The organism is Flavobacterium sp., from assembly GCF_043773265.1.
Lineage (GTDB): Bacteria > Bacteroidota > Bacteroidia > Flavobacteriales > Flavobacteriaceae > Flavobacterium.
The window spans coordinates 1-20,857 of sequence record NZ_JAYVFH010000071.1 but is presented as its reverse complement, the minus strand read 5'-3'; the positions used below and the strand labels follow the sequence as shown (position 1 = coordinate 20,857).

Genomic DNA, 20,857 nt, shown 5'->3' with positions numbered 1-20,857 from the left:
CAAATATACATAATAGATGAGTACACAAACATTACCTTATGTAGCTTTTAAAGTGAAAGATATTTCGCTTGCAGCTTGGGGAAGAAAAGAAATTGAATTAGCCGAAGCAGAAATGCCAGGTTTAATGGCTTTAAGAGCAGAATACAAAGACGAACAACCTTTAAAGGATGCTCGTATTGCAGGATGTTTACACATGACTATTCAAACTGCTGTTTTAATTGAAACTTTAATTGCTTTAGGTGCAGAAGTTACATGGTCATCTTGCAACATTTTCTCAACTCAAGATCAAGCTGCTGCTGCAATTGCTGCTGCTGGAATTCAGGTTTATGCTTGGAAAGGTTTGAACGAAGTAGATTTTGATTGGTGTATTGAGCAAACATTATTTTTTGGTGAAGACAGACAACCATTGAACATGATTCTTGATGATGGTGGAGATTTAACAAATATGGTTATTGATCGTTTTCCAGAACTAGTTGCTGGTATCAAAGGTTTATCTGAAGAAACTACAACTGGTGTTCATAGATTATACGAAAGAGTGAAAGCTGGAACGTTACCAATGCCTGCAATAAATGTTAATGACTCGGTTACAAAATCGAAATTTGATAATAAATATGGTTGTAAAGAAAGTGCTGTTGATGCAGTTCGTCGTGCAACTGATATTATGTTGGCTGGAAAAAGAGTAGTTGTTTGTGGATATGGTGATGTTGGAAAAGGAACTGCGGCTTCATTTAAAGGTGCTGGATCTATTGTAACTGTTACAGAAATTGACCCAATTTGTGCTTTGCAAGCTGCAATGGATGGATTTGAAGTGAAAAAATTATCGACAGTTATTGCTACTGCAGATATTATTATTACTACAACTGGAAATAAAGATATTGTATTGGAAAGAGATTTCCGTGCAATGAAAGACAAAACTATTGTTTGTAACATTGGACATTTTGACAATGAAATAGACATGGCTTGGTTAAATACAAACTACGGAAACACTAAAATTGAAATTAAACCACAAGTTGATAAATATACAATTGATGGTGTTGATATTTTAGTTCTTGCTGAAGGAAGATTAGTAAACTTAGGTTGTGCAACTGGACATCCAAGTTTTGTAATGAGTAATTCATTTACAAATCAAACTTTGGCTCAAATTGAGTTATGGAAAAACAGTGCTGCTTACAATAACGACGTTTATATGTTACCAAAACATTTAGATGAAAAAGTAGCGATGTTACACTTAGCTAAATTAGGCGTTGAATTGGAAACTTTACGTCAAGATCAAGCTGATTATATTGGTGTTGGTGTTGATGGACCATTTAAACCTGAGTATTACAGATACTAAAAAAGTACGAAGTACGATATACAAGGTACGAAGTTCTTAAAATAGCAAAACCCCGATTTCTTTTGAAATTGGGGTTTTATGTTTATTGTGGGCACGGATTGCAAATCCGCGCTATCGTGATAAAGTTTTAAATTTTGAATTTACTGTCATTTTCTACAAAGTCTCCTTCAACCATTTATAGAATTCACTTTGCCACACTTGAGCATTTTGTGGTTTTAAAACCCAATGGTTTTCTTCTGGAAATAATAAAAATCTACTTTTAATTCCGCGTAATTGTGCTGCTTGAAACGCTTCTTGTCCTTGACCAATTGGCACTCGATAGTCTTTTCCGCCTTGAATGATTAATATTGGTGTGTTCCACTTGTCAACCATATTGATTGGGTTGAATTTGGTGTAGGTTTTTTGGGCTACAGCATTATCTTTTTCCCAATAAGCGCCACCATGATCCCAATTGTTGAAAAATACTTCTTCGGTTGTGCCGTACATACTTTCTAAATTGAAAACGCCACAATGTGAAATAAACGTTTTAAATCTGTGGTTGTGAATTCCGGCTAATTGAAACACTGAATAACCTCCATAACTTGCTCCAACAGCTCCAAGTCTAGTTTTGTCAACATAACTTTCTTTAGCAAGATCATCAATTGCAGAAAGATAATCGTCCATAACTTGTCCGCCCCAATCTTTAGAAATTTGTTCGTTCCATTCTTGTCCGTGACCATACATTCCACGACGATTTGGCGCAACCACAACATAACCTTGCGATGCCATTAAAGAAAAATTCCAACGGAAAGAATAACTTTGAGTTAATGGCGATTGTGGTCCACCTTGACAATATAAAAGTGTTGGATATTTTTTAGTTTTATCAAAATTTGGTGGAAGGATTACCCAAACAAACATTTTTTTACCGTCGGTTGTAGTTACATATCTGCTTTCGTATTTTGGTAACGACAATTTACTATATGTTTCATCGTTCACTTTTGTTAATTGCAACCACGTTTTCTTTTTAAAATTATAAGAATATACCTCAACAGCATGATTCATATCGGTTCTAGTAACGAGGATTTTGTCTTTTGTAAAACCAACAATATCAGCAACATCAAAATCTCCTTTTGTGATTTGTTTTACAGTAATAGCAATTTTTGTTAACCCTGGAAAATTTACTTCAAATAATTGTTTTGTACCATCAACTGCAGCTGTGAAATATACTTTTTTTCCATCTTCACTCCAGTTAAAACCTTCTACACTTCCATCCCAATTGGCTGTAAGATTCATGTCTATTTCTTTAAAACGTACTATGATGTCGTTTTTATCTGCTTCATATCCGTCGCGTTTCATTTGCAACCAAGTTAGATTTCCAGTTGGAGAAAACACTGGGTTTGTATCATAACCTAAATTATTTTCGGTTAGATTTTTAGTGATTTTAGTTTCTAGGTTGTATTCATACAAATCGGTGTTTGTAGAAATGGCATAATCGGTTCCAAATTTCTTTTTGGATACATAAATAATACTTTCTCCTTTTGGCGACCAAATATAATCTTCATCACCACCAGAAGGTTTTTGAGGAGAATCATACGGTTCGTTTGGCATAATATCAATTGGTGCGGCAAGTTTTACATTATCGGCAGGAATTCCGCCATAAAAAACGTGATTAACTGAGCCATCATTCCATGTATCCCAATGACGATAATCTAAACCATTGTAGACTTGAGCATTAGATTTATCAAGATTTGGATAAATATCTTTTCCTAAAACTTTATTGATTTTTACTTCTTGCGATGATAAAATATACATTCCATTTGGAGAAATATTTTTATCTGATAGTAACTCCTTAGTTTCTTGAACTTCGATAGCATTTCCTCCGTTTACAGGAATTGTATAAAACTTGGAATTGGATTTATTTTCTTCAACCAAAGGTGTAGAAACTTTATAAACAATTGATTTTTTGTCTTTAGAAATTCCTAAAACCGATACTCTACCTAATTTCCAGAGTGTTTCTGGAGATAATACTTGTTGTGCCGATGCTACTATACTCATTGTAATAACGATTATAAAAAATATTTTTTTCATTTATTCTGAATTTAGTTCATAATCTTTCGATACTGAAATAGGTTATTTTATTATTGGATAAAAGTAATAAAAAAAGCCATTCACGATTGCGAATGGCTTTTAAAATAATGTAATAAAAATTTATTGTTTGATAAAACGTTTTGTAGTTGTACCATTTGCATTAGAAACTTCAATTAAATAAGTTCCTGAAGATAATGAACCAACATTAATGCTTTGATTTTCGATTTTACCTTTTCCAAATTCTTGACCAATCATGTTGAAAATTCTATAGTTTGAATCTACTTCAAGGTTAGAGATATTCAATACTTCTCCATTCACTGGATTTGGGTATAAGTTGAAAGAAATTGCAGTATTTGAAGCATCTTCCATTCTAGCAGTTAATGAAATATTTACAGTATAATCTTCTACTTGACCATAAGTAAATGAACCACATGAAGATGTTGGTGTAGCATTATAAGTCATTTTAACTCTCATTCTAGTTGATCCTAAAGTTGCAGTTGCAGGAATTGTAAATGAACCTGAAATTGGAGTTGTTGTTGAAGCTGCTCTAGTATAAACTGTTTCACCAGCATCAGTAAAGACACCATTTTGATTATAATCAATATATACTGCGTATCCTTCGGCATATACTGTAGCTGTCCAAGTTGGAGTAATAGTAATTGTGTTCGAAGTACTTCTAACTAAATTGGTTGAAATTGCCGTAAAATTTTCATAACCAGCTGTTCCAGTTGAAGGATTATTGATTGTTCCTAATTGTACTCTTCCTATTCTTTCATCATTTGTATTGGTTGCAGCCGAAGTACAATAAGTTAAAGTATTTGCTAAAGTTGTAACACTTACAACATTACTATCAACAGAAATGTTTCCTGCAGCATCTTTTGCTCTTACAGTAAAAGTATAAGTAGTTGAAGCAGTTAATCCTGTTGCCGCAAATGTTGTTGCAGTAGTTGTAGAACCTAATAAAGTCGGACCTCTATAAACATCATAACCAGATACACCAATATTATCTGTAGCACCAGACCAAGATAAATTTGTTGAAGTTGAAGTAGTACCAGAAGCAGTTAATGTTGGAGCAGTTGGAGCAGTTATATCAACAACTGGAGCAAGAGTAGTTACACTTACTGAGTTACTTGATACTGAAACGTTTCCTGCAGCATCTTTAGCAATTACAGTAAATGAATATGTTGTTGAAGCTGTTAATCCTGAAACAGAATATGTTGAAGATGCTGTAGAACCAAGTAAAGCTCCGTCTTTATAAACATCATAACCAGTTACAGCAACATTATCTGTAGCACCAGACCAAGATAAACTTGTAGTTGTTTGAGTAGTTCCAGAAGCTGATAATGTTGCAGCAGTTGGAGCGACTGTATCAACCGTACCTGTTGTAATGGTGAAATTAGTATTTGAAATATCATAAAAAATATGATTAGTTCCTCTTACCATAATTCTATTAGTAGTTCCAGGTGTATTTGGAATAGACACAGCTTGTGTTCCATCATTTGGAGTTGCAGCTAATAAGGTAGACCAAGAAGTACCAGCATTTGTTGAAATTAAAATATCAACATTGGCACAATTTACTCCGTTTGCAGTAGTTCCTGCAACATTCCAGGTTACTGTTTGAGAACTTCCACCAACATAAGAAACTGCAGTATTTGGGACACTTACAGAAAATGGACCAGCAGTTGCATTTACAGTTACTATCATATCATCAGAATTATTTGCAGAACCACCAGCTCTATTATCACGAACTGTTAATCTAAAATTTAATGTTCTTGCAACTGATGATAAAGCTTCAACTGTAATTTCTGTTCCAGCAGTAGTTGTTGCACCAGTTAATACAGATTGTAATCTTGGAAAACTTCTTGAAGGAGAAGTAGATGAATTGTAAGATCTAAAATTTACACCCGAAGTTTTTGTAGCGCTTGGTGCTGCAGTTGTTGTTTGAGAATTAAATTGTTCCCAGTTATAAGTCAATACGTCTCCATTGGCATCTGTTGCAACACCTGTTAATAAATATGGTGTGCTTTTTGGAACTGTATAATCTAATCCAGCATTAACAACAGGAATAGAGTTTCCAGTTGCAGTATTGGTTTGACATGTTTTTGTTTTAATATTATTAGTTACTTGTTGAATACTAAAAGCGTGAAAATAAGCATCAGAATGTGGTTGAACATCTAATGTAGTAATTCCTGCATAACCCATAATTGTAGATCCAGAACCTGGTTCCATATGTGCTCCAGTACCTTCGTTTCCAGTAGTAAATGTGTGATTTGCACCAAATTGATGACCTAATTCATGAGCAACATAATCAATATCAAAATTATCTCCAGATGGAATTCCATCTCCAGGTGAAGTAAATCCGCTACCTTTTTGTCCGTTTACGCAAACGCAACCAATACAGCCAGCATTTCCACCACCACCAGAAGCACCAAATAAATGTCCTACATCATAATTAGCTTCTCCAATTACCGATGTTAAAGCATTTTGTAACTCAGCATTCCAAGCTCCACCAGAACCAGTAGCAGCAGCAGAATAAGGATCAGTTGAAGCATTTGTATATATTACTAAATCATTATTAGCAATCAACACCATTCTTACTCCAAAATCTTTTTCAAAAACTCCATTTACACGAGTCATTGAAGCATTTATTGCTGCAAGTGCTTGAGCTTTTGTTCCACCAAAATAAGTAGTATACTCGCCTGTTACAGACATAGCTAATCTAAAGGTTCTTAGTGTTGAATCATCTGCATTTGGTCTCAATACAGAAGGATCAACTTCATTTTTAATATCATTAATTACACCACATTCAAAAGGTGTAAATGTTTCTTTCTTGTCTGATTTTTTATAAACAGAATAGGTTTGTAAATCTTGCGAAAATGGTTCAATAAATACTGCAGATCTGTCTGCTCCTAAAACCATTGATTTAAATCCTAGAGGCGAAATACTGAAATAGGCAGTCAATGTTTTATTGTCAATTCCAATACCAATATAAGATTTAATTTCTGGATATCTTGCTGCTAATGAAGGATCCATGTTAGAATTTTCATAAATGCTGAACTGCTCCATTTGTCCATCTGCATTTGGAAAAGATAAAACCACACTAGATGTTTTAGAGGTTTCATTTCTTTGAGAAGAATTTAAAAGTGATGCTCTCATTGCATTCACATCTAAATCTAAAAGGTTTTTTGTTGGAAGTTGCATTCTGCTTTCAAGAGCAACAATGTTACTTTTTGTAGACTTTTTCCAAAAATCTCCTTTTTGTTGCGCATAAGAAAAACTCGTTATAACTAATAACGCAACTGTGAGTAATTTGTACTTCATAATAATAATATTTTTTGGTTAAAATAGAATCCCAAATTTATTAAGTTTTTTAATATATTTTCAAGGATTAGAAAAAGATATTAACAATTCGTTGAAATGCATGTTTGTTTCATGAGATATTCTCATTGTTTATGGAAAAATAGTATTGATATAGTTTTTTTGTGAAATTAATTAAGCTCTAATAATTAAAAAATACTATTTTTATAAAAAGTTTAGAATTCTATGCATTTAAGTTATTGGGAAATAAAAAATTGGTTTTCAAGTGTTGATTTTACTATCGTTGGCAGTGGAATTGTTGGGCTTCATTGTGCATTAAATTTACGTGAACGATTTCCAAATAGTAAAATTTTAGTATTAGAAAAAGGAATTCTTCCGCAAGGTGCAAGCACAAAAAACGCAGGTTTTGCTTGTTTTGGAAGTTTGTCAGAAATTATAGATGATTTAAATTCGAATTCAGAAGAAGATGTAATTAAACTCATTGAAAAACGTTGGAATGGACTTCAATTATTAAGAAAAAATCTTGGAGATGAAGCAATTGATTTTAAACCTTATGGTGGATATGAATTATTTTTAAAAGAAGATGAAAATACATATAATGAATGTTTACAAAAAATTCCATATATTAATGAAATTTTAAAGCCACTTTTTAAAGCTGATGTTTTTACTAAAGGAATTGATAGATTTGCGTTTAAAAACATAAAAGAATATACCATTTTCAATCCGTTTGAAGCTCAAATTGATACAGGAAATATGATGCAAAATTTATTAAAAAAAGCGATTTCTCAAGATATTTTAATATTAAATCAAATAGAAGTTACGTCCTTTATAGATAAAACAAATCATGTTGAAGTTGAACTTAGTGATTTTTCGTTTAAAACAAATAAATTGCTTTTTGCCACAAACGGATTTGCATCTGAACTTACAAATAATGAGGTAAAACCAGCAAGAGCACAAGTTTTAATTACTGAGCCAATAGAAAATTTAGATATAAAAGGAACATTTCATCTAGACAAAGGATATTATTATTTTAGGAATTTTGAAAACAGAATTCTTATTGGTGGTGGAAGAAATTTAGATTTTGATACTGAAAACACTACACAATTTGGCGAAACAATAATTATTCAAAATAAATTGGAACAACTCTTAAAAGAAGTAATTTTGCCTAATCAAGATTTTAAAATCGCTCATAGATGGAGTGGAATTATGGGATTAGGAAATAGTAAAAATCCAATAGTTTCACAATTATCAAATAATGTTTATTGTGGTGTTCGACTAGGTGGAATGGGAGTTGCAATAGGAAGTTTAATAGGAAAAGAATTAGCAGAATTAATTTAATGGCAAAGAAAAAATCAACTATAAAAACATCAAAAACCACTTTTTTTCAAAAAATGAAACGAATTATTTGGAAATCTATGTTGTGGTTTTTTGGAATTTCAATTCTTTTAGTACTACTTTATAAATGGATTCCTGTTCCTTTTACACCATTAATGATTACAAGAATTATTGAAAATAAAATTGAAGGAAAAGATGCTGTTTTTAGTCACGATTGGGAACCATTAGAAAACATTTCGTCAAATCTTCAAAAAGCTGTTATTGCAAGTGAAGATGGTAACTTTTTATTACATAATGGTTTCGATTTTAAAGCCATGCAAAAAGCAATTAAAAACAATAATAAAGGCAAAAAATTAAAAGGCGGAAGTACAATATCTCAACAAACCGCTAAAAATGTTTTTTTGTGGCAAGGAAGAAGTTATATTAGAAAAGGATTGGAAGCTTATTTCACAGTTTTAATAGAATTTATTTGGGGAAAAGAACGCATTATGGAAGTTTATTTAAATTCTATTGAAATGGGAAATGGCGTTTATGGAGCAAAAGAAGCTGCAAGACATTGGTACACTAAAGATGTTAAAAACTTAACCCCAAAAGAAGCTGCAGGAATAGCAGCAATACTTCCAAATCCTAGAAAATTTAAAGCTTCTAATTCTTCTTCATATATAAATAGAAGAAAAGAAAAGATAATGAAAGTCATGCGATATACTGGAAAAATAGCGTACTAAAAAAAAGCGTCAATTAAAATTTGACGCTTTTTATAGTTTTATAAAAACAAGGAATTATATTGCTTCCAGTGTTTATAAATTAATATTGCATTTAAAACTGTTACAAGTAATGCAGCACCAACACCTGGAATGTCTAAAAAAAGATGAAATAACAAAATGTTAATAGAAATTGGCGCTAATAATATTAATGCAAAAGCAATCCATTTTTTTAACAAAAGCATTACACCAATAATTACTTCTAAAACTCCAACAAAAGGAAATATATAACCAGTTGCGCCAAGAGAGTTCATGAAATCGCCTGCAGAACCTGTTGGTGCGTCCATTGGAATAAAATGTAAAAACTTGTTGGCACCAAAAACAACAAGCATAATTCCTAATAGTATTCTAACAATTTTTGTAAACATTGAATTCATAAATATTTCTTTTATTGGTTAGTAATATGGTAAAAATATAATTAATTTTTTAAATTAACCTCTATTTATTAATTAAATTATAAAATTAACACCCAAAATAATATTTCTTCCAATATTAGGAATTCCATCTGTTTTTAATCTTGACAAATGTGAAATATAAGTTTTGTTTAATAAATTATTGGCATTTAAGTTTACATCAAATACAGTTTTTCCTAATGTTATTTTCCCTCCAAAACCAAAATTTAGCAAAGTATAATCATTAGAATTTGTTTCAAATTGACTAGGATTGTTTTGAGTTAAAGTATATTCTAAATTAAGGACTGCAAAACCTTCTTTGAAATATTTAGAAGATTTGAATTCGATTTTCAAAGAGTTATTCCATCTGTTTGCAGGAATTAATGGCAAATTATTGCTTCCAATATTTTGGGATAGTTTTTTTCCAGTCACACTTTCAAAACCACTTGTAATGTGCAACCAATCTAGCGGATGCGGATGAAAATGTATTCCTGTTTCACCACCATATAACCTAGCATTGGCTTGGGTGTAAACATAAACATCGTTGTCTTGAATAACATTTCCGTTTGGGGAAATAAAAATATAATTATTAATATGATTATAAAATCCGTTTACAAATAATTCAAAATGCGAATTTCTATATTCTAAATTCAAATCGGCTTGAAAATTTTGTTCGTTTTTTAAATTTAAATTCCCAATTTCATATCGATTGCTTCCTTCGTGAACTCCATTAGATGTTAATTCCGCCATGTTTGGCGCTCTAAATCCAGAAGCTAAATTCAATCTAAAAACTATATTTTCTTTCAAATTTGTTTTAAATCCTATAGACGAATTGAAACTTTGAAACTCTTTATCAATGGCTTGAAAATATCCTTCTTCACCTTCAATTCCTCTTTCAATAGAAGCTATATTTCTTTTATCAAATCGAACTCCAGTTTGAATTACATTTTTCTTCCATTCATAATTAACCGTTGCAAAAATGCCATAATCTTTGGTTGTTGCATCTGGAATTAATGCTTCTTCACCAAGATTAATATTGGTTTGATACATTCCTTGTGTTCCAATTATGGATTCAAATTTTCCTATTTTAGGCAAATAATACTTTACATTATAATTTAAAGTTTTTAGTTTCATGTGTAAATTCGCTACATCTGTTTCTGCAAACTCACTTCTATCGTTATTAATATACCCTAAATCGGCGTCAATCTTAGAATTTTTAAAGAAAATAGTAGAGTTTAAACTTAATATTTGACTATTAACTGATTGTTTTGGATAATCTGGTTTTTTAATTGTTGTTTGCTCAGCAATGCCATTTTCTGAGATTCCTAATTCTAATTTATTATAATTGTATCTAAAAATAGTCGAAAAAATAGCATTAGAATATCCTAAACCAGTTTTAAAATCAAGTTCGTTATACCTTGTGTTTGTTACTCGATTTCCTTCTGGAATTAAATAATCAGAATGTTTATTGTTGCTAATTCTAGCCGAAAATTTTAAATCTTCTCCAGATAATTTATATCCAAGTGATGAATTGCTTCCTTTAGTATTAGAGAAATATTTTTGATTGAAATTCAATTCAGAAACATTTGGTTTTGCAAATTTTTCTGAATTAAAATAAAGAACACCACCAATAGCATCAGAACCATAAAGCAACGATGCTGGACCTTTTATTACTTCAACACTTTCTATTCCGGCATCGTTTAAACCCAAACCGTGTTCTTCACCAAATTGTTGATTTTCCAATCGTACACCTTGAGAATAAACTAACACTCGATTACCACTCAATCCACGAATCACAGGTTTTCCGATAGAAGTTCCAGTAGAAACTTGCGAAACTCCAGGAATTGTTGCCAAACCTTCAATTAGTGTTGAAGTTCCTCTTTGTTGTAACGATTTCATCGATTGATGCTCTACTTTCATAACATTTTGCGATTGTAATTTATTGAAAGATGTAGAAACTATTACTTCATCCATTTGATGAATGGTTTCTAATAACGAAACATCAACTACAGATTCCTTTTGTTTTATATAAATTTCTTTAGTAAGAGTTTCAAATCCTATGTAAGAAAAAACGATTTTAAAATTTCCTGAGGGTAAATTAGTAAGTTCATATTTTCCTAATTCATTAGAAATTGCTTCTTTGTGAAGTTCTGGAATGGCAATGTTTACTCCAGAAAGCATTTTGTTTTGACTATCTAAAACAGTTCCAATAACTTTGTTTTGCGCTGAGGCAAATGTCGAAAACCCTAGAATTAGGGCAAATAAAAATGATTTCATTTGAAAATGATTTATTGTTAAAAAATTAATATCCCTGATTTTTGAATCAGAATTAATTTGATTTATACAATAAAACTTGGTGGTGCTCGAAGATAAAAAAGACTTCCGCAGAAAAATTGCGTAATTTCTCTTGATTTAGCAAAAGAATGAGTTGATGAAATTTCAACTTTTTTGAAGTTATAAGTTAAAAACTCTGCTTTAATAGAATTGCTAAAAGTAAATTCACAAACAAAACAATTTTCTAAATCGTGATGTTTATGCGTGAATTCAGTTTTGTTCTTAGCATATTTGTGACGGCATTTTTTTTCAGTAAGGTCTTTTTCTATGTGATTAAAAGAATGTAGTGATTGTAACACTATTGCTAAGAATACTGTCAATCCAAATAAAAAACTTACTAAAAGATTCTTTTTCTTCATCAATACAAATGTAATTAACTGAAAATAAAATCCATTTGAATTAACAAACTTTATGAATTGTTAATTCAAATGGATTTTTTATAAAAAAGTTGGTTATACCAAATTATGAGCCACTAAATACTCTGCAATTTGAACAGTATTTGTAGCTGCGCCTTTTCTTAAATTATCTGCAACAATCCACATATTTAATGAATTTGGTTGACTTTCATCTCTACGAATTCTTCCAACAAAAACGTCATCTTTTCCTTGTGCAAATAATGGCATTGGATAAGTAAATGTGTCTAAATTATCTTGAACAACTATTCCTGGAGTTCTGTGCAAAAGATCTCGCACTTCGCCAACATTAAAATCACGTTCAAATTCTACATTTACTGCTTCGCTATGACCACCAACAATTGGAACTCTAACAGCAGTTGCAGTTACAGCAATAGTTCTATCGTCTAGAATTTTTTGGGTTTCACGAACCAGTTTCATTTCTTCTTTGGTGTAGCCATTTTCTTCAAAACTATCACATTGTGGAATTGCATTTCGATGAATTGGATATTTATAAGCCATTTCTCCTTGAATTCCTGCATATTCATTTTCAAGTTGTTGTACGCCTTTTACGCCTGTTCCAGTTATAGATTGATAAGTTGAAACTATAACGCGTTTTATTTTATATTTTTTATGCAATGGAGCTAAAGCCATAACCAATTGAATAGTTGAGCAATTAGCATTAGGGATAATCTTATCTTCCTTTGTTAGAATTGAACCATTAATTTCTGGAACCACTAATTTTTTTGTTGGATCCATTCTCCAGGCCGAAGAATTATCTATAACTGTTGTTCCTGCTGCTGCAAATTTTGGCGCCCATTCTAAAGAAGTTTCTCCACCAGCAGAAAAAAGAGCAATATCAGCTTTCATGTCGATAGCGGTTTGCATACCAACAACTTTATAATTTGTTCCTTTAAACTCTATTTCTTTACCTACAGATTTTTCTGAAGCTACAGGAATTAACTCTGTTACCGGAAAATTTCTTTCTGCTAAAACCTTAAGCATTACTTCACCAACCATTCCGGTTGCGCCAACTACAGCAACTTTCATATTAAATTTATTTAGATTTTTATAAAATTTTTTAAGTACAAAAGTATGTAGAAAATTGGTTTGAAAAATGAAAACTTTGAATATTCAACTTAGAATTTTTAATATTGAAATTTATTAAACAAAAAAACCATCCGAATTAACGAATGGTTTAGTGCTGAAATCAATTCAACATAAATTAGAATATGTAATTTAGTGAATTATTATTTTTTTAATAAATCTCTAATTTGAGTAAGCAATTCTTCTTGAGATGGCCCAGCTGGTGCTGCAACAACTTCTTCTTTCTTTTTAGCTTTTTCAGCTGCTCTTAAAATAATAAAAATAAACAACGAAATAATAACGAAGTTAATAATTGCTTGAACAAGGTTACCATAAGTCATTACACTTGCTCCTGCAGTTTTTGCCGCTTCAAGATTTACATATGATTGACCGTTTAATGATAAAAACTTCTGAGTGAAATCTACACCACCAGTTAATAATCCTACGATTGGCATAATGATATCATCAACTGCTGATCCAACAATTTTACCAAAAGCTCCACCTATTACAACTGCTGTTGCCAAGCTCAATACATCACCTTTCATTAAAGATGCCTTAAAATCTGCAAAAAATCCCATAATATTTTTATTTAATTGGTTATGGTGCAAAAATAATTAAAATTTTAACATGATTTTAAAATAGTTGTAGAATTTTTACTACTCTCTAAAGAAGATTCTTTTAACTCTTTGTGAAATACTTGTCATTATTTCATAAGGAATTGTATTTAATTGTTTAGCCATATAGCTTACCGTTGGATTTTCTCCAAAAATTATTACTTCATTTCCTTCTTTGCAATCAACATCTGTGATGTCAACCATCAACATATCCATGCAAATGCTACCAACAATTGTTGCTTTCTTATTTTTAATGGTAACATAACCAACATTGTTTCCCCAAAGTCTTGAAATTCCGTCTGCATAACCAATTGGTATTGTTGCAATTTTTGTGGTTTTTGTAGCGACAAATCCTCTGTTATAACCAACGCTTTCACCTTCTTCAATTGTTCTTATTTGAGAAATGATAGATTTTAAAGTTGCAACATTTTCTAAAGATTTCTGCTCATCTTCATCGTTGGAAATTCCGTAAAGCCCAATTCCTAATCGAACCATATCATATTGAGCTTGCGAAAAATTGGAAATTCCCGAAGTATTTAAAATGTGTCTAATTGGGTTTGTTTTTAATTCTGAAATTAATTTAGATGATATTTTTTCAAATAATTTAATTTGAAAAAGTGTAAAATCAACATACTTCATATCGTCACTTGTGGCTAAATGTGATAAAATACTTTTTACTTCAACTACTTTATTATCTTTAAGTTTTGCAATTAATTCATCAATGCTTTCTTCATCAAATCCTAATCGGTTCATTCCTGTATTCAATTTTATATGAATTGGAAAGTTTTTAAGTTTCTTCTGTTCTGCAATTTTTAAAAAAGCTATTAATCCTTTTATTGAATATATTTCTGGTTCTAATTGATGTTGAATGATAGAAAGAAAACTTGTGTTTTCAGGATTTAAAACCATTATTGGCAATTCTATGCCTGCGTTTTTTAGCAAAATTCCTTCATCGGCAAAAGCAACACCTAGATAATCAACCTTATGATGTGAAAGTAATTTTGCTATTTCAAATCCTCCGTTTCCATATCCAAAAGCTTTTACCATGACCATCATTTTGGTTTCTGGTTTTAATTTAGATTTATAGAAATTTAAGTTATGACTTATCGAATTCAAATTAATTTCTAGAACAGTTTCATGCGTTTTTTCTTCAAGTAAAGAAACAATTTCTTCAAAGTGATAATGCCTTGCTCCTTTTATTAAAACTGTTTCATTTTCAAAAGAAATTTTATCAAACTCTTCAATAAATTTTTCTTTAGATGAAAATATAGTACAATTAGGAAACTTACTTTTAAAGCTAGAAATAGTTTCCCCAATAGCAATCACACGATTAATTTTATTAGAAACTATAAGTTGTGAAACTTTAGAATATAATTCCTCATTAATCAATCCGCTTTGAAAAATATCAGATAAAATTAAAGTCTTTTTTTTATATTGTTTTTGGCTTTCTAGAAAATCTAAAGCTATCTTTAAAGATTGAAAATCAGAACTATAACTATCATCTATAATGGTTGTGTTATTAATTCCGTTTTTCACTTTTAAACGCATTTCTACTGGATACAATAAGTTCATTCGTTCTTGAATTGTATCTTGGTCGTATTTAAAATACAATAAAACCATCAAACATTGTATAGCATTTTCTATTGATGCTTGGTCAGCAAAAGGAATTAAGATTATAAAACAAAGTTTATGAAAAGTTATTTTAAGTTCTGTTTGGTCTAAATGTTCCTTAGCAATTACAAAAACATCTGCTTTTCCATCATCAGAACTCCATGTAAAGGTTTTTATTTTTGGATTTAAAAATGCCTCAACGGTTTTGTTTTTATTCATAATCAAAACCTCAACCGAAGTAAAAAGTTTAAGTTTTTCTTTTATTTTTTCGCCAGCATCATCAAAACCTTCGTCGTGAGCTGAACCAATATTAGATAATATTCCAATTGTGGGTTGAATTATTTTTTGAAGATTTTCCATCTCATTTGTAGTAGAAATTCCAGCTTCAAAAATCCCGAGATTGTGCTTTTCATTAATTCCAATAACTGAAAGTGGCACACCAACTTGAGAATTATAACTTTTTGGAGAACGAATAATATTATAATCTGGACTCAACAAGAAATTTAACCATTCTTTGATGATTGTTTTTCCGTTGCTTCCTGTGATTCCTATAATTGGAAAATCAAAATTGTTTCTATGAAATGATGCTATTTTTTGCAAAGCATCAAGGGTGTTTTCAACAATTAAAAAATTGGCTTTGTTTTCTAAATTCTTTGGAATTTTATTTACAACAAAATGCGAAACACCTTTTTTTATTAATTCTAAAATGTATTTGTGACCATCATGATTTGGACCAACCAGAGCAAAAAACAAAGTGTTTTCATTGTTTAGTAAAGAACGACTATCTATAGAAATAGTGTCAAAAATTGCTGTATCATTTTTTCCAAAAAATTCGGCTTTTATGATAGGAACAATATTTCTTATAGATAAATTCAAAGGTTATTTTTTTTTATTATCCACAGATAAGTTTTCGGCATCTTTTACAATTAAATTTTCACGCATAGCTCTAAAATATGATGCTCTACTCAATGGTTCATATTCTTCGGTTTCACCTAGTAGAACTAGATTTTCGCTGTCGGCTTTTCTAAAACTATAATGAGCTAGATTTCCTGTTCTAGTGCAAACAGCATGAACTTTGGTAACATATTCTGCAGTTGCCATTAGTGCAGGCATTGGTCCGAATGGGTTTCCTTTAAAATCCATATCCAATCCAGCAACGATTACTCTAATTCCAGAATTGGCCAAATCGTTACAAACTCTAACAATTTCATCGTCAAAAAACTGTGCTTCATCAATCCCAACAACATCACAACCTTGAGCTAAAATTCTAATATTTGCAGCAGCAGGAACTGGTGTTGAACGAATTTCATTTTTATTATGTGAAACAACCATTTCTTCATCATATCGAGTATCGATAGCAGGTTTAAAAATTTCAACTTTTTGTTTAGCAAATTGAGCTCTGCGCAATCTTCGAATGAGTTCTTCGGTCTTACCAGAGAACATCGAACCGCAGATAACTTCTATCCAACCAAATTGTTCTTTATGATTTACTGTGTTTTCGAGAAACATTTTTAACTTTTCTGCTTTTAATTTGAATACTTTTTATTACTTTGTAACGCAAACAAACGACATTTATATTTTATACATTTACGTCGTTTCAAATGTAGAAAATATTTATTAAATCGAAGATTCACAAACACTAATTTACAAAAATAAAAATATTGTTATTAAAGGTTGTTTCTTTCCTTTGGTAAAAATAAAATTTAAGATAAAATAAGCAAGTCACTATAATTTCAAAATATTATGAAAAAAAGATTGGAAGCTGAATTAATGAGCATTGCTCACCGAGTTTTAAAGCTAAAAAATAAATCAGAAATAGACCAATTATATCTAGAAACTCAAAAATTATATGAAACGCTAACGGTACTAAAGTTTTATGGCGATAATTATGATCAAGTAAAAGCTACAGTTCCTAGAGAAGAATTAGAAGAAAAACTAGCAGCTTCATTAGAAATAAAAACTCCTGAAATTGCAAAAGAAAAAACTGAAACTGTTCTAGAACCAATTGTTGTTGAAGAACAAAAAGAAGCAATTGAAGACAAAGTTGAGCAAGAAATTGTGACATCATTAGAAGAGTCAGAAGTGCAAGAAGAAGCTGTTGCCGATGAACCAATTGCTGAAGAAGAACCAGTTATTGTTGGAGAAATTAATGAAAATGATGAAGAAGTTCCTGTTGGTGAAGCAAAAGACGATTTAGATTTTGAACCAATATTTGAATTGACCACAGAAACTCCAATTGAAGTTGAAGAACCAAAAAAAGAGCAAAAACAAATTTCATTTGAAGATTTATTAGGCGAAAATTACAGTGAACCAGTTTTTGTAAAACCAAACGATATATCAATAGCATCATCCAAGAAAGAGATATTTGAAGAAAAGTCAGAAACAATAATTGAGGATAAAAAAGAAAATACAATTTCTTTAAATGAAAAAACGTCAACCGGAATAAACATTGGTTTAAACGACAGAGTTGGATTTGTAAAATATTTATTTGCCAATAGTAGCGAAGATTTTAATCGAGTTTTATCGCAATTAAATACGTTTGACACTTTTTCTGACGCTAAAAACTTTATAACCGAAATGATAAAACCAGATTACGAAAACTGGAAAGGTCAAGAAGATTATGAAGAACGTTTCATGGAACTTGTAGAAAGAAAATTTTCATAAATGTCTAAACTCTATATAGTTCCAACTCCAATTGGCAATCTCGAAGACATGACTTTTAGAGCCATTAGAGTTCTAAAAGAAGCCGATTTAATTCTTGCAGAAGACACGCGCACAAGTGGAAAATTGTTGAAACATTATGAAATTTCAACGCACATGCACAGTCATCACATGCATAACGAACACAAAACTGTTGAAAATTTAATTTCACGATTAAAATCTGGCGATACAATTGCTTTAATATCTGATGCTGGAACACCAGCCATTTCCGATCCTGGGTTTTTATTAACTCGTGCTTGTGTAGAAAATAATATTGAAGTTGATTGTTTGCCTGGAGCAACTGCTTTTGTTCCTGCGTTAGTAAATAGTGGATTACCTAACGATAGGTTTATTTTTGAAGGATTCTTACCCGAAAAAAAAGGAAGACAAACTCGATATTTAGCACTTGCCGAAGAAAACCGAACAATGATTTTTTATGTTTCTCCACATAAATTAATTAAAACTTTAGCTGAATTTGTTCAGTATTTTGGAGCCGAAAGACCAATTTCTGTTTCTAGAGAATTATCTAAACTACATGAAGAAACTATTCGTGGTACTGCCGAAGAAGTTTTAAAACATTATGAAGCTAAACCTGCCAAAGGTGAAATTGTTGTTGTGGTTGGTGGAAAAATCAAATAATTGCTGTGTTGGCTTAACAAAAATGATATAAAAATGTTGTTTGTACTTAACAGTTTTATTCATTTTCGTTATCTACAAAAAACAAAAAAATAAATTTTTGTTAGTTTTACATAACAATTTATACTATTTTTGTCATGTAATAATAACAATATGGAAGAATTAATTAATCAATTTCAGCAAAAAATAAATAAAACGTCGTTAGAATTTCAAAGATATCTTGTAGATAAAATGGATTTTAACAATCGATTAATTGCAGTAAAAGGAGCAAGAGGTTCAGGAAAAACGACATTTTTGTTACAGCATGCAAAGAAAAATCTAGATATTAATACAACTTTGTACGTAAGTTTAGACCATTTGTTTTTTTTGCAAAATACTTTGGTTTCACTGGCAGACAATTTTTCTAAAATGGGAGGAAAATATTTGTTGCTAGACGAAGTTCATAAATATCCGAATTGGTCAAGAGAAATAAAATTAATTTATGACAATAATCCAGATTTGAAGGTGATTTTCACATCATCATCAATGTTGGAAATCTATAAATCAGAATCGGATTTAAGCCGAAGAGCAATAACTTATAATTTGAAAGAATTGTCATTTAGAGAATTTATAGAATTTGAAACCAAGATAAAATTTGATGCTTATACATTAGAGACTATTTTAGAAAATCATAATCAAATAGCTCAAGATATTTTAAAAGTTATAAAACCAATTCCGTTATTTAAAAAATATTTAGAATATGGTGCATATCCTTACTACAAAGAAAATCCTGATTTTTATTATCAAAAGTTATTAAATACTATTAATTTAATAATAGAAATAGATATAAATGCGGTTGACAATATAAGTTATGATTTAATAGTAAAGCTAAAAAAATTATTGTTCGCCATTGCTACAAGTGCACCATTTACTCCAAATATCACAAAATTAAGTGAGCGAATTGGTGCGTCAAGAGCAGTTCTTATTGAGGCAATAAAACAGTTGGAACGAGCAGGATTAGTAAACGAATTGTATAAACCGACAAAAGGAATTGGCATATTAACGAAACCCGAAAAGTTGTATTTAAACAACACCAATTTAATGTTTGCAATGGCATCAGACAATACAAATATTGGTAATTTGAGAGAAACATTTTTTGTGAATCAGTTTAAATATTTGGCAACAATACATCTAGCAGAACAAGCCGATTTTTTAATTAACCAAAAATATACTTTTGAAGTTGGCGGAAAAGGGAAAACACAAGCACAAATAAAAAATACTACAAACGCATTTATTGCCAAAGACAATATCGAAATTGGTTTTGGAAATTACATCCCAGTTTGGTTATTTGGGTTTATGTATTGATTTTTATACATTTGCAAAACATTTACACGCCAATATAACATAAATCCTAATTTTTAATTCATAATTACTATGCGTTGGACAATTAAATCGAAGCCAGAAAAAGAACAAGTTCAAAAACTACAAAACGAACTTCAAGTAGATGAAACTATTGCTACATTATTATTTCAGAGAGGAATTGAAAATTTCGAGCAAGCACGAACATTTTTCAGACCAAGTTTAAACGATTTACACAATCCATATTTAATGAAAGATATGGATAAAGCAGTTTCTAGAATTGAAAAAGCTATCGAAAATAACGAAAACATTCTAGTTTTTGGCGATTATGATGTAGATGGAACAACTGCTGTTTCACTAGTTTCAAGTTATTTAAAAAGTTATTATCCAAACGTTGCCACATACATACCTGACAGATATGATGAAGGTTACGGCATTTCTTATAAAGGAATTGACTTTGCCGACGACAACGGAATTTCACTAATAATTGCATTAGATTGTGGCATAAAATCAATCGAGCATATTGCTTATGCAAATGAAAAAAATATTGATTTTATTATTTGCGATCATCACCGACCAGGAAATGAATTGCCTAACGCAATTGCAGTTTTAGACCCAAAACGTGACGATTGTTTTTATCCATATGATGAGCTTTGTGGTTGTGGTGTTGGTTTTAAACTCATACAAGCATTGGCAGAAAACAGAAATCAAACCATTGATAATTTGGTTATTTATTTGGATTTGGTTGCCACTGCAATTGCAGCAGATATTGTTCCAATGACTGGTGAAAATAGAGTTTTAGCCAAATTTGGATTAGAAGTTATTAATACAAATCCACGTCCAGGAATAAAAGCACTCATTCAAAATGTGAAGAAAAAAGTGTTGACAATAACAGATGTTGTTTTTATTATTGCGCCAAGAATAAATGCTGCCGGAAGAA

The 20,857-nt window shown here is 30.8% G+C and carries 16 protein-coding genes; 7 read left to right on the top strand and 9 right to left on the bottom strand.

The window, feature by feature from the left end:
* The first annotated feature begins 16 nt into the window (after positions 1-16).
* Complete coding sequence (gene ahcY, locus ACH2BO_RS03870; RefSeq protein ID WP_395043442.1) at positions 17-1,333, top strand: adenosylhomocysteinase; 1,317 nt, start codon at positions 17-19, stop codon at positions 1,331-1,333.
* A 153-nt stretch (positions 1,334-1,486) separates the two neighbouring features.
* Here ahcY and ACH2BO_RS03865 read toward each other — a convergent pair whose 3' ends face one another.
* Together ACH2BO_RS03865 and ACH2BO_RS03860 are read right to left on the bottom strand one after the other, a co-directional pair.
* On the bottom strand, positions 1,487-3,400 hold the full coding sequence (locus ACH2BO_RS03865) for a S9 family peptidase (protein ID WP_395043441.1): 1,914 nt from the start codon (positions 3,398-3,400) through the stop codon (positions 1,487-1,489).
* 120 nt (positions 3,401-3,520) lie between these two features.
* The gene (locus ACH2BO_RS03860; RefSeq protein WP_395043440.1) at positions 3,521-6,721 is read right to left on the bottom strand and encodes a reprolysin-like metallopeptidase; all 3,201 of its coding nucleotides are present in this window, start codon (positions 6,719-6,721) and stop codon (positions 3,521-3,523) included.
* Positions 6,722-6,943: 222 nt separating this feature from the next.
* Between ACH2BO_RS03860 and ACH2BO_RS03855 the strand changes: the two genes are divergently transcribed.
* Together ACH2BO_RS03855 and mtgA are read left to right on the top strand one after the other, a co-directional pair.
* Entirely contained in the window at positions 6,944-8,056 is a 1,113-nt protein-coding gene (locus ACH2BO_RS03855; protein ID WP_395043439.1) for an NAD(P)/FAD-dependent oxidoreductase, read from the top strand.
* A gap of 53 nt (positions 8,057-8,109) precedes the next feature.
* Positions 8,110-8,778: a monofunctional biosynthetic peptidoglycan transglycosylase gene (mtgA, locus tag ACH2BO_RS03850; protein ID WP_395043438.1), complete on the top strand. Its 669-nt coding sequence runs from the start codon at positions 8,110-8,112 to the stop codon at positions 8,776-8,778.
* Between the two features lie 38 nt (positions 8,779-8,816).
* Here the strand turns inward: mtgA and ACH2BO_RS03845 are convergent, their stop codons facing one another.
* From ACH2BO_RS03845 to ACH2BO_RS03815, 7 genes are all read right to left on the bottom strand, one after another.
* The gene (locus tag ACH2BO_RS03845; protein ID WP_395043437.1) at positions 8,817-9,191 is read right to left on the bottom strand and encodes a DoxX family membrane protein; all 375 of its coding nucleotides are present in this window, start codon (positions 9,189-9,191) and stop codon (positions 8,817-8,819) included.
* A gap of 72 nt (positions 9,192-9,263) precedes the next feature.
* On the bottom strand, positions 9,264-11,483 hold the full coding sequence (locus ACH2BO_RS03840) for a TonB-dependent receptor domain-containing protein (RefSeq protein WP_395043436.1): 2,220 nt from the start codon (positions 11,481-11,483) through the stop codon (positions 9,264-9,266).
* A gap of 62 nt (positions 11,484-11,545) precedes the next feature.
* Positions 11,546-11,899: a hypothetical protein gene (locus ACH2BO_RS03835; RefSeq protein WP_395043435.1), complete on the bottom strand. Its 354-nt coding sequence runs from the start codon at positions 11,897-11,899 to the stop codon at positions 11,546-11,548.
* A gap of 93 nt (positions 11,900-11,992) precedes the next feature.
* The gene (locus tag ACH2BO_RS03830) at positions 11,993-12,982 is read right to left on the bottom strand and encodes an aspartate-semialdehyde dehydrogenase (protein WP_395043434.1); all 990 of its coding nucleotides are present in this window, start codon (positions 12,980-12,982) and stop codon (positions 11,993-11,995) included.
* 200 nt (positions 12,983-13,182) lie between these two features.
* Entirely contained in the window at positions 13,183-13,596 is a 414-nt protein-coding gene (mscL, locus tag ACH2BO_RS03825; protein WP_395043433.1) for a large conductance mechanosensitive channel protein MscL, read from the bottom strand.
* Positions 13,597-13,674: 78 nt separating this feature from the next.
* Positions 13,675-16,119 (bottom strand): bifunctional UDP-N-acetylmuramoyl-tripeptide:D-alanyl-D-alanine ligase/alanine racemase, encoded by a 2,445-nt coding sequence (locus tag ACH2BO_RS03820; RefSeq protein ID WP_395043432.1) that lies wholly within the window; start codon positions 16,117-16,119, stop codon positions 13,675-13,677.
* A 3-nt stretch (positions 16,120-16,122) separates the two neighbouring features.
* On the bottom strand, positions 16,123-16,752 hold the full coding sequence (locus ACH2BO_RS03815) for a thymidine kinase (RefSeq protein ID WP_395043431.1): 630 nt from the start codon (positions 16,750-16,752) through the stop codon (positions 16,123-16,125).
* A 234-nt stretch (positions 16,753-16,986) separates the two neighbouring features.
* On the opposite strand from ACH2BO_RS03815, the gene ACH2BO_RS03810 reads away from it, so the two are divergent.
* From ACH2BO_RS03810 to ACH2BO_RS03795, 4 genes are all read left to right on the top strand, one after another.
* On the top strand, positions 16,987-17,907 hold the full coding sequence (locus tag ACH2BO_RS03810) for a hypothetical protein (RefSeq protein ID WP_395043430.1): 921 nt from the start codon (positions 16,987-16,989) through the stop codon (positions 17,905-17,907).
* Complete coding sequence (gene rsmI, locus ACH2BO_RS03805) at positions 17,908-18,582, top strand: 16S rRNA (cytidine(1402)-2'-O)-methyltransferase (RefSeq protein ID WP_395043429.1); 675 nt, start codon at positions 17,908-17,910, stop codon at positions 18,580-18,582.
* 150 nt (positions 18,583-18,732) lie between these two features.
* Positions 18,733-19,923, top strand: coding sequence for an ATP-binding protein (locus ACH2BO_RS03800; protein ID WP_395043428.1), 1,191 nt, complete (start codon positions 18,733-18,735; stop codon positions 19,921-19,923).
* 69 nt (positions 19,924-19,992) lie between these two features.
* Positions 19,993-20,857 (top strand): DHH family phosphoesterase (locus ACH2BO_RS03795; RefSeq protein ID WP_395043427.1); only part of this gene is annotated, 865 nt, incomplete at its 3' end.